The sequence below is a fragment of the Mammaliicoccus sp. J-M40 genome (assembly GCF_022386395.1).
GTDB lineage: Bacteria > Bacillota > Bacilli > Staphylococcales > Staphylococcaceae > Mammaliicoccus > Mammaliicoccus lentus.
The window spans coordinates 1-21,157 of record NZ_JAJNIQ010000012.1 but is presented as its reverse complement, the minus strand read 5'-3'; the positions used below and the strand labels follow the sequence as shown (position 1 = coordinate 21,157).

Genomic DNA, 21,157 nt, shown 5'->3' with positions numbered 1-21,157 from the left:
TGCTGCTCATAACTATAGGTTGGCAAGTTATCTTAGCCATTCTTATTATGTGTTATTTAATATGGTTTATCGGAAAACAAATTACAAAAATGAGTAAACGTAAAAAGAAATAATAATTCTCATGTAAACATTCAATATTATAAATATCGAAATGAAAAACGCCAATCCGTGAATTGTAAACTCATGGATTGGCGTTTTTGTTTTGTTAATTATGATCTCAACGTGGCACCTTGTTGTTCTAGTGCTTTTAGTATTTGATTGTGTACAGCTGTAACTTTTTCTTCAGTTAGTGTGTCATTAACATCTAAGTAATCTATACGGATAGCTACTGATTTCTTGCCTTCTTCCATATGTTCACCTTCATAAACGTCAAATACTTCTGTATGATTTAAGATTTCTTCACCATTTTCATTAATAGTATTAATTAATGAAGAAGCTGAAACTTCAGTACCTACAACTAAAGCAACATCTCTTGATACACCTGGGAATCTTGGTATAGGTGCATATTCAATTTTACCTACTGGATGCTCTAATATTCTAGTGAAGTTTAGTTCAAAAACATACGTGCGGTCTAAATCATTTTCTTTCTCTACAGTTGGATGCAGCTCTGCAATTAAGCCGATTACTTCATCATCTAATTTTACATATGCTGTTCTACCTGGGTGTAATAAATCTACTTTAGTAGTTTCAAATGTAAAACGTACATTTAATTGTTCCGCAATACGTTCCACGATGCCTTTTACTAAATAAAAGTCTACTGGTTCATCTTTTTGTTGCCAACGGTTACCTGAATATTGTCCTGTTAGTATTCCACTTAAGAACTCCACTTCAGTTGGCAACTCATCTTGACCATTACCATAAAAGACTTTACCTAATTCATATAATGCTACATTTTTATTCTTTCTAGCAACGTTATAACGTGTTGCATCAATCAATCTTGGTAATATGCTTTGACGTAAAACAGCTTGATCTTCACTCATAGGCATCATCAACTCAACGACATCATGTTGATTGATTGTAAATTGAGTAGCTATATCTTTACTCACTAAAGAGTATGTTATCGCTTGGTCTAAACCTGCACCTTCTAGAATTTCTTTTACTTTACGTGTTTTTAGTTGATTATCTGTTAAATAACCTGCTGTAGCATTTTCAAAGTTTGGTAAAGTTGATGGCAATTGGTCGTAACCGTAAATTCTCGCTACTTCTTCGATTAAATCAGCTTTAATTGTAATATCATTACGTCTTGAAGGAACAGTTACTTCAAAGTCTTCACCTGTAATATTAGTAGTGAAACCTAAACGATTGAAAATTGTATCAATCTCGTCTGTCGATAAATTAAATCCGATTAACTCATTCACATCGTGTGTTGAAATACTGATTACTTTAGAAGTTGCAGGTAAAGTTCCGTCCGATACAACTTCGTTTAACACTTTTGCTCCTGCGATTTCTTGTAATAAATAAGCTGCTCTATTTAATGCCTCAAGTACTCTTTCACTTGCAACACCTTTTTCGAATCGATTTGATGCTTCACTACGTAGACCTAATCTTCTAGATGTTTGACGAATATTAGTTGCATTGAATAATGCACTTTCAATTACAACGTTCACAGTGTTTTCTGTTACTTCAGAAAAATCTCCACCCATCACACCAGCTATTGCGATTGGTTCTTTACCGTTAGTAATTACAATGTCCGAAGTTTTTAAAGTTCTTTCAACATCATCAAGTGTTGTCATTTTTTCTTCCTCTTTAGCATAACGAGCAACAATTTCTTTAGAACCAATTTGATCTTGATCAAACATATGAAGTGGTTGACCGTATTCAAGCAATACATAGTTTGAAACATCAACTACATTATTGATTGGACGAATACCTGATTTCATTAATCTTGATTGTAGCCAAGTTGGTGATGGTTCTATCGTGACATTTTTAACTATTCTAGCTGAATAAAACGGCACCGCTTCTGTATCTTCAACAGTAATTGATAGTTCATCAGAAGCTTTTGCAGTGGTTTCATTAACGTTTGTATTTGGATACTTAATATCTTGACCATACAAAGCACTAACTTCATGTGCAGCACCTAGCATACTTAAGCAGTCAGCTCTATTAGGTGTTAAATCAAAGTCCATTACTTGATCATCTAATAATAAAGCTTCTAACGCTTCATTTCCTGGTGTTGGCTCATTTGAAAATACATAAATACCGTCTGCATACTTTTTAGGTAAGACGTTTTGATCTATACCAATTTCTTGTAGAGAACAAATCATGCCTTCAGAAACTTCGCCTCTTAATTTAGCTCTTTTAATTTTAACCCCGCCAGGCAATCTTCCACCGACTTTAACAACAATAACATGTTGGCCTTCATCGACATTTGGTGCACCACAAACAATTTGTACATGTTCTTCTTCACCAACATCTACTTTACAAATATTTAATTTATCTGCTTCTGGATGTTTTTCTTTAGAAACGACGTGACCTACGACTAATTTCTTAATATCTTTACTATAGTCCGTAATGCTATCTACTTCTATACCACTTCTTGTTATTTTTTCTGCTAGTTCTTCAATACCAGCATCTATTTTTATAAATTCATTTAACCATTCTTTACTTACTAACATTACGCTTCACCACCATCTTCTACAGGCTTAAATTGTTCTATAAATCTCACATCATTAGTATAGAAGTGTCTTATATCCTCAATTCCATATTTCAACATAGCTAATCTATCTGGCCCTAATCCGAATGCAAATCCAGAATATTTATTTGAGTCAAACCCAGCCATTTCTAATACGTTAGGATGTACCATACCTGAACCTAATACTTCTATCCAACCAGTTTGTTTACACACATTACATCCTTTACCTTTACATTTAAAACAGGATACGTCTACTTCAACTGAAGGTTCTGTAAATGGGAAGAAGCTTGGTCTTAAACGTATTTCTCTATCTTTACCAAATAATTTACGTACTAATAGTTCTAGAGTACCTTTTAAATCACTCATTTTAATGTTCTCTGCAACTACTAATCCTTCGATTTGAGTAAATTGATGACTATGTGTTGCATCATCAGAATCTCGTCTATAAACTTTACCTGGACAAATAATTTTTACTGGACCTTTACCATTTCTTTTTTCTAAAGTTCTAGCTTGAACTGGAGATGTGTGTGTACGCAATAAAACTTCTTCTGAAATATAGAAAGTATCTTGCATATCTCTCGCTGGATGTGATTTAGGTAAATTTAAAGCTTCAAAGTTATAATAGTCCGATTCAACTTCATAACCTTCAACGATTTCATATCCTAATCCAATAAATAAATCTTCTAAATCTTCGTTAATTTTAGTCAGAGGATGTTTTGCTCCTAATGCCACTTTTCTACCGGGCAAAGTTACATCTATTGTTTCATTCTCTAGTTGTTCATTTAACGCTTCTTCTTCTAATAATTCTCTTTTAGATTCAATTTCAACTTCAACAGCGTTACGTACTTCGTTAACTAATTGACCAAATTCTGGTCTTTCTTCTTTAGGTAAATCTTTCATTTCTTTCATCAAACTTGTAATAACGCCTTTTTTACCTAAGTAATTTACTTTAACATCTTGTAATGATCTTTCAGCTTTAGCTTCGTTTATGCGAACAAGCGCTTCTTGTCTTAAATCTGAAAGTTTCTCGCGTAATGACATATATATCCTCCTATTTAGTCGAAAAAAAGACTTCCACCCCTCAATAATAGAGGGACGAAAGTCTTCCGTGGTACCACCCAAATTTATACATACTTATGCATACACTTATATGTTGATAACGGATCTACATTCCGACTTAAATTTCTTTAAGTTGCCAAAAGGATGAAAAAAATTAAGTCACAACATAGGATTTTTCAGTCACGAATCCATTCCCTTTTATGCGCGAACATTAATTTACGTCCTTTTATTAGCTCATATTGATTATGAAATCATTATATAAAATTATACATGAATGGTCAACCTCTCAAATGATAGAGTAAAATACCACTAGATACAGCTACATTTAAGCTTTCAGCTTGGCCATATATAGGTATATTTAAGTTCTGGAATGTTTCTTGCAATAATGATTCATCAACACCACTGCCTTCATTACCCATAATTAAAGCAAAATTGTCTTGTTTTTCAACAGTGTTATATGGCACTGCGTTCTGTAAACTCGTTCCAAATACTTTGCCATCAAACGATTGTATAAATGTTAATAAATCTTCTTCAATGATTGGCAAATGGAACACGCTACCTTGTGATGCTCTTAACACCTTATCTTGATAAGGGTCTGCACTGCCTTTAGAATAAATAACTGCATCCATACCAGACGCATCTGCATTACGAATAAGTGCCCCCATGTTTCCAGGATCTTGTACTCTATCTAAAATAAGCACTTGTTTAAAAACATCTGCTTCGTAATTCGGAATATCAACAACAGCGAATATACCTTGTGGTGTAGTTGTGTCCGACAATGCTTCAGCTACTTTAAAATTTATAATATAAGCATTTTCCGCATAATCTATAATTTGTTCATCTAATCTTGAAAAATCTACTGATAATAAAGAATTTATTTTTAGTTGACTGCGAAATGCTTCTTCAACTAAATGATAACCTTCAATAAGAAATTGCCCTTGTTTTATTCTGTCTTTCTTTTTCTTTAATTTATTAATTTGTTTTATTTTATTATTTTGTGCTGAAGTGATTTCTTCCATATAATCTCCTCGTGTTTACGTAATCTTATGTATCTATTATATATGATAACCACATATTTTCATATAAATAAAAAAACGCCCTTAAAAAGGACGTTGTAATATAACTTATTATTTAGAAACGACTTCTTTACCTTTGTATGATCCACATGCTTTACATACACGGTGAGATAATTTCATTTCTCCACAGTTAGAACATTCTACCATGCCTGGTACTGAGATTTTGAAATGAGTACGACGTTTTCTTTTAGCTGCTTTTGAAGTTCTTCTTTTTGGAACTGCCATGTTTAATTCCTCCTTAAATTTTATAAACACTAGTTCGATTATTTTTCATCATCGAAGAATTGTTGTAATTTTTGAAGTCTTGGATCAACTTTACGTTCACTATCTTCTTGATCTGAAGTTTCAGTTGATTCAATTTGATCTTCGCCAATAACTTCCCAACCATTGCCTGCCATTGAAATATCTTCACTACCTTCAGAAAATACGCGTTGTGGCTTTTCTAAAATAACGAGTTCTTCGATAATCGGTAATAAATTAATCATACCGCCTTCGACTTTATGTCTAAGACCGTCTTCTTCTTCATCACCATCGCTAAACTCATCTAATTCGAATATTTCCGTTGAAGTAGTATCAAATGGTAGATCTACTGGCTTTAAAGTACGGGCACATGGTAACGTCAATACACCGCTAATGTCAAGATTGACAATTATCTCATGCATTCGCACTTGTACGTCTCCTGTTACTTTTATTGGAGATATATCGATAAGTTCATCTACTCGTTCAGTAAGATATTTCATATCGATTTCTTTATCAAAAGTAAATGGTTCGTCTTGGTATTTATTAAGTTGTGTTATTGACCACTTCATCTAGGTTCACCTCTTACAAACACAAAAATTATTGTAACCTTAACGACAACGTTTGTCAAGATTTTTTCTTAACATTCATTATCTGATACAATACTAATGATGAAGTGAAATGAGGGGAATTGCAAATGAAAAGTGTTGCTTTAATTACAGAGTATAATCCGTTTCATAATGGCCATGTTTATCATGCTGAACTATCTAAAAACATAACAAACAGCGATGTATCAGTCGCTGTTATGAGTGGATCGTTTACGATGCGAGGAGAACCAGCAATTTTGAATAAATTTCAACGTGCTAAAATGGCTGTTCAATATGTAGATTTAGTAGTGGAATTACCACTTATTTATGCAATATCTTCCGGAGAACTTTTTGCTCAAGGTGGTGTTGATATAGCAGAACAATTTAAATGTAATTATTTATCTTTTGGTAGCGAGTCAGGAAACGTTAATGATATTAAAGAGACTATTAGTCAAATTGAAGATATAAAAAATGATATACGATATAAGGAAATGATTAAAGAAGGAAAATCTCACCCTAGAATCATCTCTGAATTAATTCAAGATTCAAAGTTATTATCAGGCTCTAATAATTTATTGGCTATAGAATACGTCAGACACATAATAAACAACGACCTTAATATCGAACCAGTGACTATACAACGAAAAGACAACTTATTTCTAGATTCAAGCTTAAATCAACGCTCACACATTTCCAGTGCAACCTCAATAAGAAATGCATACTTTTCAAATGATGAGCAATATAAACTAAGTTTACCTGAATTTAGCTCTAACTTATTAAGTTCACATAAAGGTGTAAACTGGGATGATTTTTTCCCATTATTAAAATGGACTATTTTGAGATCAAGTACAAAAGAATTACAAGAAATTTATATGATGACTGAAGGGTTAGAATATAAACTAAAGAAAGAAATAGAAGATAGTCAGACTTTCGATGAATTCGTATCGCGCATTAAATCAAAAAGATATACTTGGACGCGTATTCAAAGATTACTAACTGCTACATTACTCAACATCAAAAATATAGATGTAAACTCTTATAAACCACAAGCAATTCGTGTATTAGCAATGTCCGAACAAGGTAGAAAATACATTAAAGAAATACAAGAGTCATGCCCATTACCAATTATTACTAATGTTAACAAAAAGTCTGCTCCGTATTTTGAACATGAGATTAAAGCCACATCTTTATACCAGTATGTATCTGGAGAATCAGAAACAGACTTTAATCAACATGTTTATATAAAAAAATAGTGAAACTTATTTAATGGAAATAAACTTCGTGCTTTAGTATATATCGCACGAAGTTTATTTGTTGTTCTCTCGTTTTTCTTTTAAAGCTTTATTTACATTGGCGGGAACAAACTCCGAAACATCTCTATCGTATTGCGCTACTTCTTTTACAACACTAGAACTAATAAATGAATACTTATTATTAGTCATCATATATAATGTTTCTATATCATCATCTAATTTTTTATTCATAGATGTTAATTGCATTTCATATTCGAAATCACTCACAGCTCTCAATCCTCGAACAATTGTTGTCGCATTGATTTCCCTACAAAAATCAACGAGTAAGCCGTGGAATGTATGTACTACGATATTAGGTACATCTTCTACCGCTTCTTTTATTAATGCCACTCTTTCTTCATTTGTAAATAAACCTTTTTTCGAAGAATTTTTTAATACCGAGACATGTACTTCATCAAATATTTTAGCGCTTCTTTTTATAATATCTATATGTCCTAAAGTAATTGGATCGAAACTACCTGGGACTACTGCTATTTTTTTAGACATCGTTCTCTCCTTTTGTCAGCAACATAACATGTGTAAGACCATATTCATACTTTTTAAAGATTTCAAACTGACGTGTATTTATATTTTCTGATTTATCAAATTCACAAACAATTGTACCATTAGCACTTAATAAATTAAATTCTTCAATTTTTTCTAATGATTTATTTATAAGGTCTTTATTATAAGGTGGATCTAAAAATATATAATCAAATTGAATTTCTCTTTTATTCAATGCTTTTAAAGCTCTAATAGCATCATTTTTATACACTTCATACTCTGAAGATGGGATTTTGAGTAAATCCAAGTTTTCTTTTATCATTTTTGTCGCTTTAAAATTGCCATCTACAAAAATAACTTTGTTTAATCCTCTTGATAATGCTTCAATACCTAACCCACCACTTCCTGCAAACAAATCTAAGCCAAGCCCGTCAACGTCTTGTAAACTATTGAAGATACTTTCTTTTACTTTATCGGTAGTTGGTCTTGTAGATTGGCCTTCAATTGTATTTATATGTAACCTTTTATATTTTCCACCAATAACTCTCAATTGAATCAACTCTTTCTTTATTTTAAATTATTAACTATACTAATTATATATTATATGAAAACGAGGTTTACCATATGAAGCAATCATTTATTGTCATTGGACATGGATTAACGGATTTATTTGAATTTCAAACAATCATTGAATACAATCACGAACGTATTTCTGATATTTTGATGCTCCACACGCCTTTATCTGAGGAGAAGCTATCAACAGCTTGCATAATTATGAAACCGACTAAAGAGAACCATTTTCAAGCTATCTATACAATATTAGAAGGCATAAGATATCCGTATCCAGAATCTAACAAAAAATTCGATTTAATTAATCAATGGGCAAATGAATATGACATAAAAGTAAAAGGTCTAGACGTAAAGTCACGGTCTGAATTCGCAGAAGATGAACTTTACTTCACTTACTTAAAAGGTGTATTAAGACTAGAACGTTACTTGCCACCGTTACAATAAATTAAAAGTTCAAATATTCTTTTTTCTCAACATTTTTATTTGAATAATCTCTCTTAACACTCTTAAATGGTGACACTTTCACATCTTTAACATATTTTAATTTCATTAGATGTTGGATAGTGTCATCTATTTTATCTTCATTTGTATAAAGCATGACATATTGTTCTTTTTTATGAGAATAATAAATATTCCCGAATTTACGTAATTGTCTTTCATGTTTCATATTTTTTAAATAGACAATAATACTAATGCGCTCTACTAGCTCCATGACAATATCTCCCTTCATGTTTTATTTTTATATTAGCATTTTATATATGATGTTGAAAGAAGATAATCTTGCACTCATAACTTACATGCTTTTATATCACATACCAATTTGATAGAATATATATAAGTCTTTAATTGCATTTCGAAAGGATTGGATAAAATGTCAAAAATTAATTTAATGAAAGCAACAGGTCTTATCGGAGGCATAGCTGCAGGTTCTTGGCTTATTACAAAAGCTACTAGTGAAGTTAGACCTCGCAAAATCAAACCATTCTTTACTCAACCAGCACCTTATATTTTCGCTCATCGAGGTGGGATGGCTTTAAGACCAGAACATACCCGTCTAGCTTTTGACCATGCATTAAAATACAATGTAACTGGTTTTGAAATTGATGTTCGTTTAACAAAAGATGAAGTCTTAGTTGTTACACATGACGAAACGGTAGATCGAACAAGTAATGGTTCTGGCTTAGTAGCTGATCACACTTTAGAAGAGTTACGTCAGTTTGACTTTGGATATCACTATAAAGATATCAACCATGAACATCCTTATAGAGGCGATGAAAAAGCCAAAATCGTTACGCTTAAAGAATTATTAACAAAATACCAAGATGTGTTAGTAAACATCGATATCAAGGACCATCCTGAATCTTATGCTGGAAGTTTAGCACCTTCACACTTATTCCGATTAATATCAGAATTAAAAGTTGAAGATCGTGTAAATATTACAAGTTTTTATGATGAACAAATAGAAAGATTTAATTTATACGCTCAAGATACTATTTCATTAGGTACAGGACAAAACGAAGTAACAAAAGCATATACTGCTTATCATTCTGGTTATGGACATGTTTACCAACCTAAAACTGATACATTCCAAATTCCTGTAAATGCAAAAGGTCTTCCACTTGATTCAGAAGGCTTTATTCAATATTTAACTTCACTGAATATTGCCGTTGGTTATTGGGTTATTAATCAAATAGATATTATGGATGACTTAATTCAAAAAGGTGCACATACTATCGTTACAGATAGACCAGATACAGCGCACTTTTTAATTAAAAAACAATATTAAACATAAAACAGTCCGAGACATTTATATATGTCTCGGACTGTTTTATTAAGAACAACCGCATGAACCGCCTGTTGAACATCCTCCACCGTGACTCTCACTAGTAAAGAATGGATTACCTGTATCTACTTTAACATTGTTTGATATAGAATAAGATACAATGCTTACAACTTCATCCAATAAATTCTGTAATTCTGTTTCTTTAGTTTTAAAGTTGGAAACGACTGGGTGCATTTCGTATTCTCTCTTCTGCTGTCTTGTTTCTTTCATTACTCTATTATAATCAGGATGATATCTTCCAAACCTTAAACAATCATCATAGTGTGACTTGATTTGATCAAATTTCTTTCTTAAAATCTTTACTTCTAAATCTGTTTCTAATTTATATTTAGCTTCTCGATAAGCTTGGTAAATTTCTGATTCCATAATACAAGCACTTAGTTCATCGGATTGATCTAAAATATTAGCTGTTTCAACTGTGAACATCCCAATGACCTCCTTATTATTTATTATCTTTGAAGACAAGTGAATAATATTCTCGAGAATTACCTGCACCAAATTCATCGTATTGACTTCCAAGTAATTTCTCTCTATAACTGTTGTTGTTCAACCAACTATTAACAAGTGTTGGCATATCATAAAAATTATATGCTAAGTTTTGGTTGATAGCGTTATATTCAATTTTTTTATCATTGATATGTTTCATTATACCATCTTCTAAAGTTTTTACAGCCTCTTCTTCATCAACGTCACTATCAATCAAATCCGCTTCCATTTGAGTAATATAAGTTAATTGATCATTTATATCTAAAGGTGTTATTCCTTTTAATTCTCTATACTCATTTACAATTTCTAATAAAGTTAAATCTTTATTAATATGTGTTTGGAAATCTTGTTGATCTGCACGTTTTAATTTTTTATCTTTATTTGAAACTTTAGACATAGAAAATGGCGCTTGCTCAACAATTATGTCTGAATCCATAAATTGAACACCCATAACCTCATTTGTTTCGCTATCAATTAATACCTGTGCATAAACATCACCATATTTAACTAATAATTGAGTTTTGATGTCCCTTTCTGATAATTCAATTTGATAATCACCATACGAACTATTTATGTTTGGTTCCATATCTATGTTAGTACCATTAAATAATTTAGTAGCATCTTGTTTAATTTTAATTGGTGATACATCTACTTTTTCACCAGTTGCAAAAACAGATGACACTTTATTATTTTTGGTTGAAACTAAATAATAATGTTCCTTATTTTTAAAGACATAATTCTTTCTATCGTGCTCTGCCTTATATACCCTATCTGGTTGACCTAAATCTTTAATGACATCATCTATACTACCATAGACATAAGTCCCTACGCCCTCTTTCAGCTTAGCATTACCTGTGGACTTTTCAGCTTGTTTTTCATAGTAATTTTCACTTGCTTTATCATGTGAGTAGTTTGGGTTCTTTAAGACATCAAATTCTAATTTAGGAGAATAGAATAAATAAAAGAGTACAATGATTAAAATAGCGATTGCTATTACTTTAATGATAATATTCTTCAACTATTTACCTCCTCTTTTTACTCCTAATAATGATTATATCATTTTACAGTAAAGTTTTTAGTTAAATCAATTGAAATGTGAATATTTATGTTAAATTTAAATGTACATTGCAACATTGAAGCTTTTATCATAAAATAAACTTAAAGGTACTTAGAGGGAGGAAAATTACATGGTATTTGATAATACAGGTCTTGAAAAGGTTATCATCGAACAAGAACTATTGCAAGATGTTATGAATAAACATGGTTTTGTTGCAGGCGGACACTGGGACTATGAACGTATTACTTATGATTTTAAATATGAATTAAGTGAAGGCATATATTATTTAAGAGTTCCAAGTTATGCACTTAAAGGGGACGTTGGTGCAAAAAGTGCAACACTCCAATTGATGGATCCTTATTTAGGTAAACATTATTATCCAACTGGCGTTGAGTACGGTGATGATGAAGTTTATCCAGATAACTTAGTTGCTCATTGCAACTTACTAATTGAACGAATTACGTCAGATATTAAAGCTTTAAACACATTAAGTACACAATAGAAAACAACTTTGAACAGTAAATTAAGAGACGTGATTTTTTCACGTCTCTTAATTTATATCTACATCTAAAATTGAGAGGTACATTTATGAAAAAATGGATTAATAAACGGAATATAAGTATATTTATCATCGCAATATTAACAATTTTATTTATTTATTTTATCATCCCGATTTCTATACCTTTAATCACAGCGTTCATTATAGCGCTAGCTTTTATCCCACTCATTAAAAGACTAACTAACAAGATTAATAGTCGTAAATGGAGCGTTATAATTATATATACATCCCTACCAACAATAAGCGGGTTCATAATCTATTTATTTTTAACAAAACTAATAGACCAAATTGTACTATTCATTAAAGATTTACCTAATAAAATAAATAAATTAATAAAAGTAATCGAACAATATAACGACAAAATGAAAGCAGTATTACCTGATGAAATGGCAACTACCATTAACAAAGAATTACAAAATTTTGTCGCGTCTATGAGAGATTCTATTTCTCATTATTTTAGTGTTGAAAATATTACTGAAGTCGTTTCCTCCTTACCAGGATTCATAATTAGTCTAGTTGTCTTTCTCGTTGCATTATTTTTATTTATGCTAGAAATACCTAATATTCACAAATTCATAAAGAAGCATTTATACCCAAATACTTATACTCAAGTTATAACAATCTATAATAAAATAAGTCATTCAATACTTGGTATGATTACAGCCACAGTTATACTAAGTTTTATTACTTGGGTATTCACATATATAGGACTATTAATTATAGGTGTAGATTCTGCATTCATTATAAGTTTATTAATCTGGTTTATAGATATATTACCTATTGTAGGTGCTACAGGATTTACAATACCATGGGCAGCATACGCTTATATTGTAGGTGACCCTACTCTTGGCATACAACTCATTATTCTATCCATTGTACTACTCGTCCAAAGAAAAGTACTGGAACCTAAAATATTTGGTACAGGTGTTGGATTAACTCCTTTACCAACACTTATTTCTATGTTTATAGGATTAAAATTAATGGGATTCCTAGGATTCTTTATCGGCCCACTCATTTTAATTGTTATAAAAACAATATTAGAATCCGGTTTAATAAAAACAGACTTTAAAATATAAATTATAAAAGAGTGGGAAAGAAATCTCATTTTATTAAAAAGATTTCGTAGTCCCACCCCCGCAATGATGACTAGGTTAAAAAATTCGATATAAGTGCATTTTCACCCTAGTCAGCTACTGCCATTATAATGAATGAGGCTGAGACATGTATTTATGTCCCAGCCTCTTTGTTTTAATGGATTTATTGCTTAATCCCTTTTAGTTTACATATCAATATTCAATTTCTAGACTTATACTAAATTTAAGAACCAAGTATTGCTTTAATCATTGATGTCGTTTCTCCACCATGATAGAAAACATATAATAATAGATATACAGCTACGCCTGTAATTGCTGTAGAGAACCATATAATGGATGTTACTGGTCCAAATTTTCGATGAAGATCTAATTTATCTTTTAAGCCAAGATAAATTGTAATAATCCCCATGATTGCTCCAATCGTAGCTAAAGTAATATGGAATATTAAAAATAAAGTGTAGTAAATTTTAATATTGTCTGGACCACCAAAAGAGGTATTTCCAATAAATATTGTTCTACTAGCATAAATAGTAAAGAAAATTACTGCTGCTACTGCTGCTGAAAGCATGAATTTTTTATGTGTTTCAATTTTTCTTTGTGCAATAAAATACCAGCCAATAGCTACTAAAATTGCGCTCAATACTATAAATGTTGTACTAATTGTTGGTAATATAGGTAAATTCATGTTTTTACATCCTATCTAAATTGATTGTATAACGCTTTTTGTTCTTCTAATTTTCTTAAGCTATCTTCTGTAATTTGACTTTCATTTTTGCGTTCATATCTGAACCATCTTACAAAGATAACGTATAAATAAATACCAAATACAATTTCTTGCATCACCTTCATAATAACCCCACCAGTTTGTTGGTCTTCTAATGGTGAGAAGTTTGTAAAGTATTCAGGCCCTGAAATACCAGCCCCTTGAACAACACTGTTTAAAGTATCTGCTGGTACACATAGAGTCATAGCTCCTAACCATGCTTCTCCTGAAGTATATGTGTCATACATAGCACTATTACTAAATATAATTAAACCACATGACGGTGTCAATAGAACGCCTATAAAGAATATATATAGAATCTTTTTGATGTTAGTCATATGCTGTGCATCTGGTATATGCTTGTTGAAAATTGGATGCCACATAAACCAAGCACTTATAAATAGCAAAATAGTATACATGTCATGTAAAACGATATTTTGCTTTAATGTATCTAAAACAAGTGGAATATGATAGACAGAGAACAACCCGTTAAATAAGAAAATAGCTAACAAAGGCTTCGTAAATAAACTTACAATTTTATTTACTACAGGTAATTCTTCCACATATTTCACAATATACTCAGGTATTGCATAAAACATTAATGGTGCAATAATTAAAAATAATATGGCCATTTGAAGCATATGGAAACTAAAAATAATATGTGATAGTAAATCTATTGGCCCACCTTCAAGTAGATAGATTGCTAACATAAGTACAACAAATAATGTTGCTTCACCCTTTTTTAAAGGTCTTCCCCCTGGAATATCTTTATACCATTTACCACAAATCAAAAAGTATAAGATAATTACACATAATACGCCTATAAAAAAGAATGGTGTCCAATTCGCCCAAAAACCAAACATTGATATTGAAGTTAAACCACCCATCTTTAATACACTTCCTCATTAAGTCATTATCTTTATTATATGATTTAATAACCGCTTAAACAACCCAACTCAAAAATTAGTTATGACAATGATATGACCAATATAATACTTTTTACTATAAAATAAAGACCCAAAACTTATATAACAAAGTTTTGGGTCTTTAAATATTATTTATTTTTAACGAAAATAGGATCGCCTATCCAAACAATATAAATGAATGTTACAACGAATGATAATCCAAAGAATAAACCTACAACCATAAACAGTTTAGATACACCATGTTTTTCAGCTTTCATATGCATGAAATAATAGAATTGTAATACTACTTGAAGTACAGCTAATCCTAGTATTACAGGGATAACAAATTCTTTTGGTAATTCTGCAGCTACTAAAGCGAAGGCAACAAATGTAACAAAAATCATTATTGCAAAGTTAGTAACTTGCATACGCATTTCTTGAGTACTTTTACGTCTCTTGTATGATCTTAGCGCTTCTGCGTCATGATTAACTTGTTGATTCATATTATCCTAACGCTCCCATCAAGTATACTACTGTGAAGATGAACACCCATACTACGTCAATAAAGTGCCAATACAAAGCAGCAGTATTAAATTTGTGTGCATTATAAATACTTAATCCTCTTGCTCTGTTTCTAAGTACAAGTGCTGTTAACCACACTAAACCAATTATTACGTGGAAACCGTGTGTTCCTACTAAGAAATAGAATGCGCTACCGAAAGCACTTGAACGGAATGTATGACCTTGTTGAACATACTCAACAAACTCATAAATTTCTAAACCTAAGAAACCTAAACCTAAAAGGACAGTAATACCAATCCAGATAAATACACCTTTAGCATTAAAGTTTCTTAAATGATACAAAGCATAAACACTAGTTAATGAAGACGTTAATAATAACATCGTCATTACGAACGCTAATGGAAGATGGAACAAATCTTTAGCTAATAAGTGATCTTCACTTGGCACAGCATCTTTCAAAGCTAAGTAGGTTGCGAATAATGAAGCGAATAATGCGACCTCACCACCAAGGAATACCCAAAAACCAACTATTTTATTCTTACCTTCCATTGATGCTGTTTCAGGATGATCTGGCCAATTTTCAGCTGTAAATTTTACTTCTTCATGTGCCATTAACGCTCACCCCTTTCATACTCAATTAACTCTTGTTTAGTTATATGATGACCGTGGTCATCTTTAAGTGATCTGTAAATCATGCTGCCTGCAGTAATTGCCAGACCGAAGATTAACACGTAAACTGCCCATGGTTTTTCGTTTAATCCTTTTACTGCTTCTAATGCCCATTCTTTACCATCAGCAAAGTACATTGCACCAAATGCAGCTACGAATAAACCGAAAGCTTGTAAAAATGGTATGAATGAGTTGTTAGGCATGTGAATATCATCCAATGATTCAGCAGGTAATATTTTTCCATCGCCTTGTTTTTTCTCAATCCAAAGAGCATCTAAACCACGAACTAAAGGTACTTGCGCAAAATTATAATGTGGTGTCGGAAGTGGTAAAGCCCATTCTAGTGTACGTCCGTCGCCCCAAGGATCTCTTCCAACTTTTTCACCTTTAGCTAATGTCGTAATAACGTTTATTGTTTCAACAATTACAGCGATTGCCATTAGCAAAGCACCTATTGAAGAAACTAAGTTAGGAATATCATATCCTTGTCCTGGTAAGTATGTAAATACTCGACGAGGCATTCCCCATAGTCCTAAGAAGTGCTGAATTAAGAATGTTAAGTGGAACCCAGTGAAGAAGAACCAGAATCCAATTTTACCTAATGTTTCATTTAACATCTTTCCAGCTATTAATGGGAACCAATAGTGTAAAGCTGCTAATATGGCAAACACGACACCACCAACAATTACGTAGTGGAAGTGAGCAACAATAAAGTATGAGTCATGTAATTGATAGTCAGCAGGAGCTGATGCTTGCATGACACCTGTTACCCCACCCATAACGAATGATGGAATAAAGAATAATGCATATAGCATTGGCGTTGTAAATTCAACACTACCACCCCAAACAGTTAATAGCCAGTTGAATATTTTAACACCGGTTGGTACGGCAATTGCCATTGTTGCAACTGCGAATATAGCGTTAGCTACTGGTCCTAGGCCTACTGTAAACATATGGTGAGCCCAAACCATGAATCCTAAGAAACCGATTAAAACAGTAGCAAATACCATTGCAGAATAACCGAATAAACGTTTCCTAGCAAATACAGGTATAATCTCTGAGAATATACCGAAAGCTGGTAATACTAAAATATATACTTCTGGGTGTCCAAATATCCAGAATAAATGTTCCCAAATTATTGTGTTACCACCTTGTGAAGCAATAAAGAATGACGTTCCAAACATTCTATCGAATATTAATAAGAATATACCGATAGTTAACGGTGGGAATGCGAATACGATTAATGTTGAAGCAACAAATGTTGTCCATGTCATTAGTGGCATACGCATATATGTCATGCCAGGCGCTCTCATATTAACAATTGTAGCAACAAAGTTAATACCAGCGATTAAAGTACCTGCACCAGAAATTTGAAGTCCTAGTGCATAGAAGTTAATACCATGTCCTGCAGATTCAAGTGACAAACTTGCATAAGATGTCCAACCTGCATCTGGAGCTCCACCTAAAATCCATGATAAGTTTAAGAATATTCCTCCAAATAAGAATAGCCAGAAACCTAATGCATTTAAGAATGGAAACGCAACATCTCGAGCACCAATTTGTAATGGAACAACTGCGTTCATATAACCGAATAGTAATGGCATTGCGGCCAAGAATATCATAGTTGTACCGTGCATCGTAATGATTTCATTAAACAGTCCAGCTGAAACAAAGTCGTTCTCTGGCACTGCTAACTGGATACGAATCAACATTGCTTCTATACCACCGATAGCAAAGAATAATCCTCCAGCTAATAAATATAAAATAGCAATTTTTTTGTGGTCGACTGTTGTTAAATAGTCCCAAATAGTCGATCCAAACCCCTTTTTACTTTGAGTAGACACTAGAGTAACCTCCCTTTCAATTCTTACTTATCAACTTTTCGTTCAATTAAGTAGGCAGATAAAGCATCGATATCTTCATCAGAAACTTTATATTGATCAGTCATTTTATTACCAGGCTTAATGCTTTCAGGGTCTTTAATCCATTTTTTAAGGTTCTTTTCATCATGGTCTAAATATCCAGCAATTAGATCACGGTCACCAAAGTTTGTAAGGTTAGGACCTTTAGCTTTCTCACCTGTTGGCGTAACAGCATGACATCCAGCACATGATTTATTAAATACCTTTTCACCTTCTTTAGCTTGACTAGATGTCGCAGCTACAGGTTTCTCAACAGATTTCATATCTTTAACCCATTTATCAAAATCATCTTTAGGTAGAGCTTTAACTTTAAAGTCCATTAAAGCATGTGAAGGTCCACATAACTCAGCACATTTACCGTAGAATAGATTTTTAACTTCTTTTGCTTTATCATTATTAAATTCTAAGTAGAATTTATTAACGCCTTCTACGTTAGTATCTAATTTACCACCAACTGCTGGCACCCAGAATGAGTGTTTTACGTCAGCTGAATGTAATCTGAAGTAAACTTTTTGATCAGTTGGAACAACAAGCTCTTGACTGGTAACAATTTTTTCATTTGGATAACTAAATTCCCACCAATAAAGATTAGCAGTTACATCAATAACAAGCTCTTTACTCTTACCTTTTTCGTCGACTTTATCAATCGCTTTAGTATCACCTAGTGAGAATGTAAGCATCACTGTAGGTATAGCTAAGATAATAAGTAAAATAACAGGAATGATTGTCCATACTAATTCTAATTTGTGATTACCTTCTACGTCTTTAGGAACAAAATCTTCACCTAATTTTTTACGACGGAATTTAATCATCGCAAGTAAGAAAATAATAACGACTACAATAATAACAAGTAACATAATGCCTATTGAAAGCATTAATAAAAAGAATTGTTTATCAGCGACTTCCCCTGCCGGGCGAAGAACTGATAAATGTGGTTGACCACAACCTGCTAGAACAAACAGCAGGGCGATAAGTAAACCGAACATTTTCGTGTTTTTTAAACGTGTCTTCATTCGTTTAACCCCTCTTTCATGCATTCATTCATATTTAATTATATTAATTGTACGACAGTAACAATGACTGTCATAACAAAGAAAATAACAAGGTAATTTAAAGAAAAAACAAACATACTCGTAGCCCATTTTGATTTGTTAATTTCTTTTTTAAATCCAGATAAAGCTAATAGTAACCAAGCTATATTAAGTAATGAAGCAATAACTACAAAAACAGTACCTAATTGCGCCATTAAGAATGGTAAAGGTAATAATAGCACTACCCATAACAACATACTTAAGCGTGTTCTAGTAAAGCTTTTGACTGCTGGTAGCATTGGTATTTTCGCTAAAGCATATTCGTCTTTTCGACGATAAGCTAATGCATAGAAGTGCGCTGGTTGCCAAGCAAATAATACTAAAAATAGCGTCCAAGCAAGTGGACTTAATGTTTGATCAATGCTTGCCCAACCAATCAATGGTGGTATCGCGCCAGGAAAACTACCTATTACAGTATTCCAAACTGTGTGTCTTTTAGACCAAATTGAGTATAAGACAACGTATCCGAAAATCCCCAGTAATCCAATAATACCTGTAGGAATGTTAATCATAAATAATAAGATCTCACCTACTATCATTAAGCCAAAGCTTAATTTAAGTAAATTATTGTTACTAATTCGTCCATTAACAGTTGGTCTTTTTTGTTTAGATGGCATGATGGAGTCGATATCTTGGTCGTAGTAATTATTGATCGCACAAGCGCCACCCATAATGAGTGTAGAACCTACAATCATTAATAACACAACTGGCAAGCTGTGGAAGAAGTTGAAACCACCAAATACAATCGCAAGCCAAGCACCCGCAAACGCAGGTATTAAATTCCCTTGAACAAGTCCCATTTTAATGATGGCTTTAATTTCATATAACGTTAGACGACTTTTATCTATATCTTTTTCGGACGTCACACTATATTGATTTTGTTGCAATTTTGACCCTCCTTCCATTATCTCTCACATATATATTCAATGATATATGAAAATTGTCACATAATCTATACATTTTTGAAACAAAATTTTGACATTTTTATACTTCCCTAAAATTTGAGTTCATTAAAAAGTCATTATTGTGTAACATTTACAATGGGTATTCATTGTTATACTATAGATATTAGTGTTTAAATTAGAATCGTATTAATATAATAATTATTGTTAATACGTCTTTCTCTTAAATTCTATCATATTTTTTAATATAAATAAGGTTTATTTTAGAATAAAGCCCATTTTATATTAGTTTAAATATGGATTATAATTTTATTAGAGGTGTTCTTATTGTTTAATGACAAATTTTTAAAATGGCTAGCTACATTAGCAACAATTGTTATGCTGTTTGTGCAGTTAGGTGGCGCTTTAGTAACCAAGACTGGTTCTGAAGATGGTTGTGGAAGTTCTTGGCCATTATGTCATGGATCTGTTATACCATCGGACTGGCCAATTGAAACGATAATTGAATTAGCCCATAGAGGTGTATCAGGTTTAGCACTTATTCTTGTCGCTTTATTAGCTATTATTAGTTGGATAAAATTAGGACATATTAAAGAAGTAAGACCTTTATGTATCACAAGTATAGCTTTTATATTATTACAAGCACTTATTGGAGCTGCCGCTGTAATATGGCAACAAAATGATTTTATACTTTCATTACATTTCGGAATATCTTTAATCAGTTTCGCATCCGTCCTATTACTAACACTAATTATTTATGAAGTAGATAAAAAATTCGAAGCAACTAGTTTAGTGATAGATAAACACTTAAAAATACACACGTATGCCGTAACTTTCTTTATATACTTTGTTATTTATTCAGGTGCGCTTGTTAGACATGCTAATGCTAGTCTTTCATGCTTAAGTTGGCCACTGTGTCATAGCGGTAGCACTGGATTACCACAAACATTTTATGAGTGGGTTCAAATGTCTCACCGAGCCCTAGCATTTTTCATATTTATATGGATACTGTATATATTCATTTACGCTTTCAGAAATTATGCTAAATATCGTGTAATTAAGTACGGTTGGACTTTAGCATTTATACTAATTTGCTTACAGGTTACAACAGGAGCGTTGTCTATATTTACAAGAGTTAATATATTTATAGCATTGTTCCATGCATTGTTCATCACAATGTTGTTTGGATTACTATGTTACTTCATAATGTTGATACTTCGTTCTAAACGACGAAATCAATAAATAATAGAATTTGCTTTATATTTTAAGCAAACAAAAAAGCACGTACCTATGAAATGAAGTGAACCCTGTCAAGTAGACAACTAAATAATAAAAATGTCTTTTTGGTCAAATTCATAGCTAAGCTATGGATTTGGCCATTTTTAAT

The 21,157-nt window shown here is 32.1% G+C and carries 23 protein-coding genes; 6 read left to right on the top strand and 17 right to left on the bottom strand.

Features of this window, described 5'->3' with window-relative positions:
• Positions 1-209 precede the first annotated feature (209 nt).
• The 5 genes from pheT to LQ688_RS11630 all read right to left on the bottom strand — a co-directional run bounded on the left by pheT (position 210) and on the right by LQ688_RS11630 (position 5,576).
• Positions 210-2,615, bottom strand: a complete 2,406-nt coding sequence (pheT, locus tag LQ688_RS11650; protein ID WP_239752771.1) for a phenylalanine--tRNA ligase subunit beta — start codon at positions 2,613-2,615, stop codon at positions 210-212.
• A complete protein-coding gene (gene pheS / locus LQ688_RS11645) occupies positions 2,615-3,673 on the bottom strand; it encodes a phenylalanine--tRNA ligase subunit alpha (protein ID WP_064204092.1) in 1,059 nt (352 codons plus the stop codon). The genes pheT and pheS overlap by 1 nt, the downstream gene beginning before the upstream one ends.
• A 296-nt stretch (positions 3,674-3,969) precedes the next feature.
• Complete coding sequence (locus LQ688_RS11640) at positions 3,970-4,710, bottom strand: TrmH family RNA methyltransferase (protein WP_017000512.1); 741 nt, start codon at positions 4,708-4,710, stop codon at positions 3,970-3,972.
• A 108-nt stretch (positions 4,711-4,818) separates the two neighbouring features.
• Positions 4,819-4,992, bottom strand: coding sequence for a 50S ribosomal protein L32 (gene rpmF / locus LQ688_RS11635; protein WP_017000511.1), 174 nt, complete (start codon positions 4,990-4,992; stop codon positions 4,819-4,821).
• Between the two features lie 38 nt (positions 4,993-5,030).
• Positions 5,031-5,576, bottom strand: a complete 546-nt coding sequence (locus tag LQ688_RS11630; protein WP_103268818.1) for a YceD family protein — start codon at positions 5,574-5,576, stop codon at positions 5,031-5,033.
• Positions 5,577-5,701: 125 nt separating this feature from the next.
• Here LQ688_RS11630 and LQ688_RS11625 point away from each other — a divergent pair, with 125 nt between their 5' ends.
• On the top strand, positions 5,702-6,844 hold the full coding sequence (locus LQ688_RS11625; RefSeq protein WP_017000509.1) for a nucleotidyltransferase: 1,143 nt from the start codon (positions 5,702-5,704) through the stop codon (positions 6,842-6,844).
• A 54-nt stretch (positions 6,845-6,898) separates the two neighbouring features.
• On the opposite strand, the gene coaD is transcribed toward LQ688_RS11625, so the two are convergent.
• Positions 6,899-7,390, bottom strand: coding sequence for a pantetheine-phosphate adenylyltransferase (gene coaD, locus LQ688_RS11620; RefSeq protein WP_064204094.1), 492 nt, complete (start codon positions 7,388-7,390; stop codon positions 6,899-6,901).
• Positions 7,383-7,946, bottom strand: a complete 564-nt coding sequence (gene rsmD, locus LQ688_RS11615; RefSeq protein WP_228064634.1) for a 16S rRNA (guanine(966)-N(2))-methyltransferase RsmD — start codon at positions 7,944-7,946, stop codon at positions 7,383-7,385. The genes coaD and rsmD overlap by 8 nt, the downstream gene beginning before the upstream one ends.
• A gap of 65 nt (positions 7,947-8,011) precedes the next feature.
• Here rsmD and LQ688_RS11610 point away from each other — a divergent pair, with 65 nt between their 5' ends.
• Complete coding sequence (locus tag LQ688_RS11610) at positions 8,012-8,401, top strand: DUF7147 family protein (protein WP_017000506.1); 390 nt, start codon at positions 8,012-8,014, stop codon at positions 8,399-8,401.
• 1 nt (position 8,402) lies between these two features.
• Here LQ688_RS11610 and LQ688_RS11605 read toward each other — a convergent pair whose 3' ends face one another.
• Entirely contained in the window at positions 8,403-8,669 is a 267-nt protein-coding gene (locus LQ688_RS11605) for a DUF2129 domain-containing protein (RefSeq protein WP_017000505.1), read from the bottom strand.
• 159 nt (positions 8,670-8,828) lie between these two features.
• Here LQ688_RS11605 and LQ688_RS11600 point away from each other — a divergent pair, with 159 nt between their 5' ends.
• Positions 8,829-9,743 (top strand): glycerophosphodiester phosphodiesterase family protein, encoded by a 915-nt coding sequence (locus tag LQ688_RS11600; RefSeq protein WP_103268819.1) that lies wholly within the window; start codon positions 8,829-8,831, stop codon positions 9,741-9,743.
• Between the two features lie 45 nt (positions 9,744-9,788).
• On the opposite strand, the gene LQ688_RS11595 is transcribed toward LQ688_RS11600, so the two are convergent.
• Positions 9,789-10,226: a YlbF/YmcA family competence regulator gene (locus tag LQ688_RS11595; RefSeq protein WP_017000503.1), complete on the bottom strand. Its 438-nt coding sequence runs from the start codon at positions 10,224-10,226 to the stop codon at positions 9,789-9,791.
• 16 nt (positions 10,227-10,242) lie between these two features.
• Entirely contained in the window at positions 10,243-11,304 is a 1,062-nt protein-coding gene (locus LQ688_RS11590) for a CAP-associated domain-containing protein (protein ID WP_017000502.1), read from the bottom strand.
• A gap of 169 nt (positions 11,305-11,473) precedes the next feature.
• Between LQ688_RS11590 and LQ688_RS11585 the strand changes: the two genes are divergently transcribed.
• Together LQ688_RS11585 and ytvI are read left to right on the top strand one after the other, a co-directional pair.
• Positions 11,474-11,845 carry a YugN family protein gene (locus LQ688_RS11585; RefSeq protein ID WP_103268820.1) on the top strand — a complete coding sequence of 124 codons (372 nt, stop codon included), beginning with the start codon at positions 11,474-11,476 and terminating at the stop codon, positions 11,843-11,845.
• An 86-nt stretch (positions 11,846-11,931) separates the two neighbouring features.
• On the top strand, positions 11,932-12,978 hold the full coding sequence (gene ytvI, locus LQ688_RS11580; protein WP_239752770.1) for a sporulation integral membrane protein YtvI: 1,047 nt from the start codon (positions 11,932-11,934) through the stop codon (positions 12,976-12,978).
• 241 nt (positions 12,979-13,219) lie between these two features.
• Here the strand turns inward: ytvI and LQ688_RS11575 are convergent, their stop codons facing one another.
• The 7 genes from LQ688_RS11575 to cyoE form a co-directional block, all read right to left on the bottom strand.
• Positions 13,220-13,681, bottom strand: a complete 462-nt coding sequence (locus LQ688_RS11575; RefSeq protein WP_017001115.1) for a DUF420 domain-containing protein — start codon at positions 13,679-13,681, stop codon at positions 13,220-13,222.
• A gap of 11 nt (positions 13,682-13,692) precedes the next feature.
• The gene (gene ctaG, locus LQ688_RS11570) at positions 13,693-14,646 is read right to left on the bottom strand and encodes a cytochrome c oxidase assembly factor CtaG (protein ID WP_017001116.1); all 954 of its coding nucleotides are present in this window, start codon (positions 14,644-14,646) and stop codon (positions 13,693-13,695) included.
• Between the two features lie 167 nt (positions 14,647-14,813).
• Positions 14,814-15,167, bottom strand: coding sequence for a cytochrome C oxidase subunit IV family protein (locus LQ688_RS11565; RefSeq protein WP_017001117.1), 354 nt, complete (start codon positions 15,165-15,167; stop codon positions 14,814-14,816).
• A gap of 1 nt (position 15,168) precedes the next feature.
• Positions 15,169-15,798, bottom strand: coding sequence for a cytochrome c oxidase subunit 3 (locus LQ688_RS11560; RefSeq protein WP_017001118.1), 630 nt, complete (start codon positions 15,796-15,798; stop codon positions 15,169-15,171).
• On the bottom strand, positions 15,798-17,699 hold the full coding sequence (gene ctaD / locus LQ688_RS11555) for a cytochrome c oxidase subunit I (RefSeq protein WP_017001119.1): 1,902 nt from the start codon (positions 17,697-17,699) through the stop codon (positions 15,798-15,800). The genes LQ688_RS11560 and ctaD overlap by 1 nt, the downstream gene beginning before the upstream one ends.
• A 23-nt stretch (positions 17,700-17,722) precedes the next feature.
• Positions 17,723-18,790 (bottom strand): cytochrome c oxidase subunit II, encoded by a 1,068-nt coding sequence (coxB, locus tag LQ688_RS11550; RefSeq protein WP_239752769.1) that lies wholly within the window; start codon positions 18,788-18,790, stop codon positions 17,723-17,725.
• A 38-nt stretch (positions 18,791-18,828) separates the two neighbouring features.
• Positions 18,829-19,773 carry a heme o synthase gene (gene cyoE, locus LQ688_RS11545; protein WP_275589834.1) on the bottom strand — a complete coding sequence of 315 codons (945 nt, stop codon included), beginning with the start codon at positions 19,771-19,773 and terminating at the stop codon, positions 18,829-18,831.
• Between the two features lie 324 nt (positions 19,774-20,097).
• Here cyoE and LQ688_RS11540 point away from each other — a divergent pair, with 324 nt between their 5' ends.
• Positions 20,098-21,012, top strand: a complete 915-nt coding sequence (locus tag LQ688_RS11540; protein WP_017001122.1) for a COX15/CtaA family protein — start codon at positions 20,098-20,100, stop codon at positions 21,010-21,012.
• The last annotated feature ends 145 nt before the right edge of the window (positions 21,013-21,157 follow it).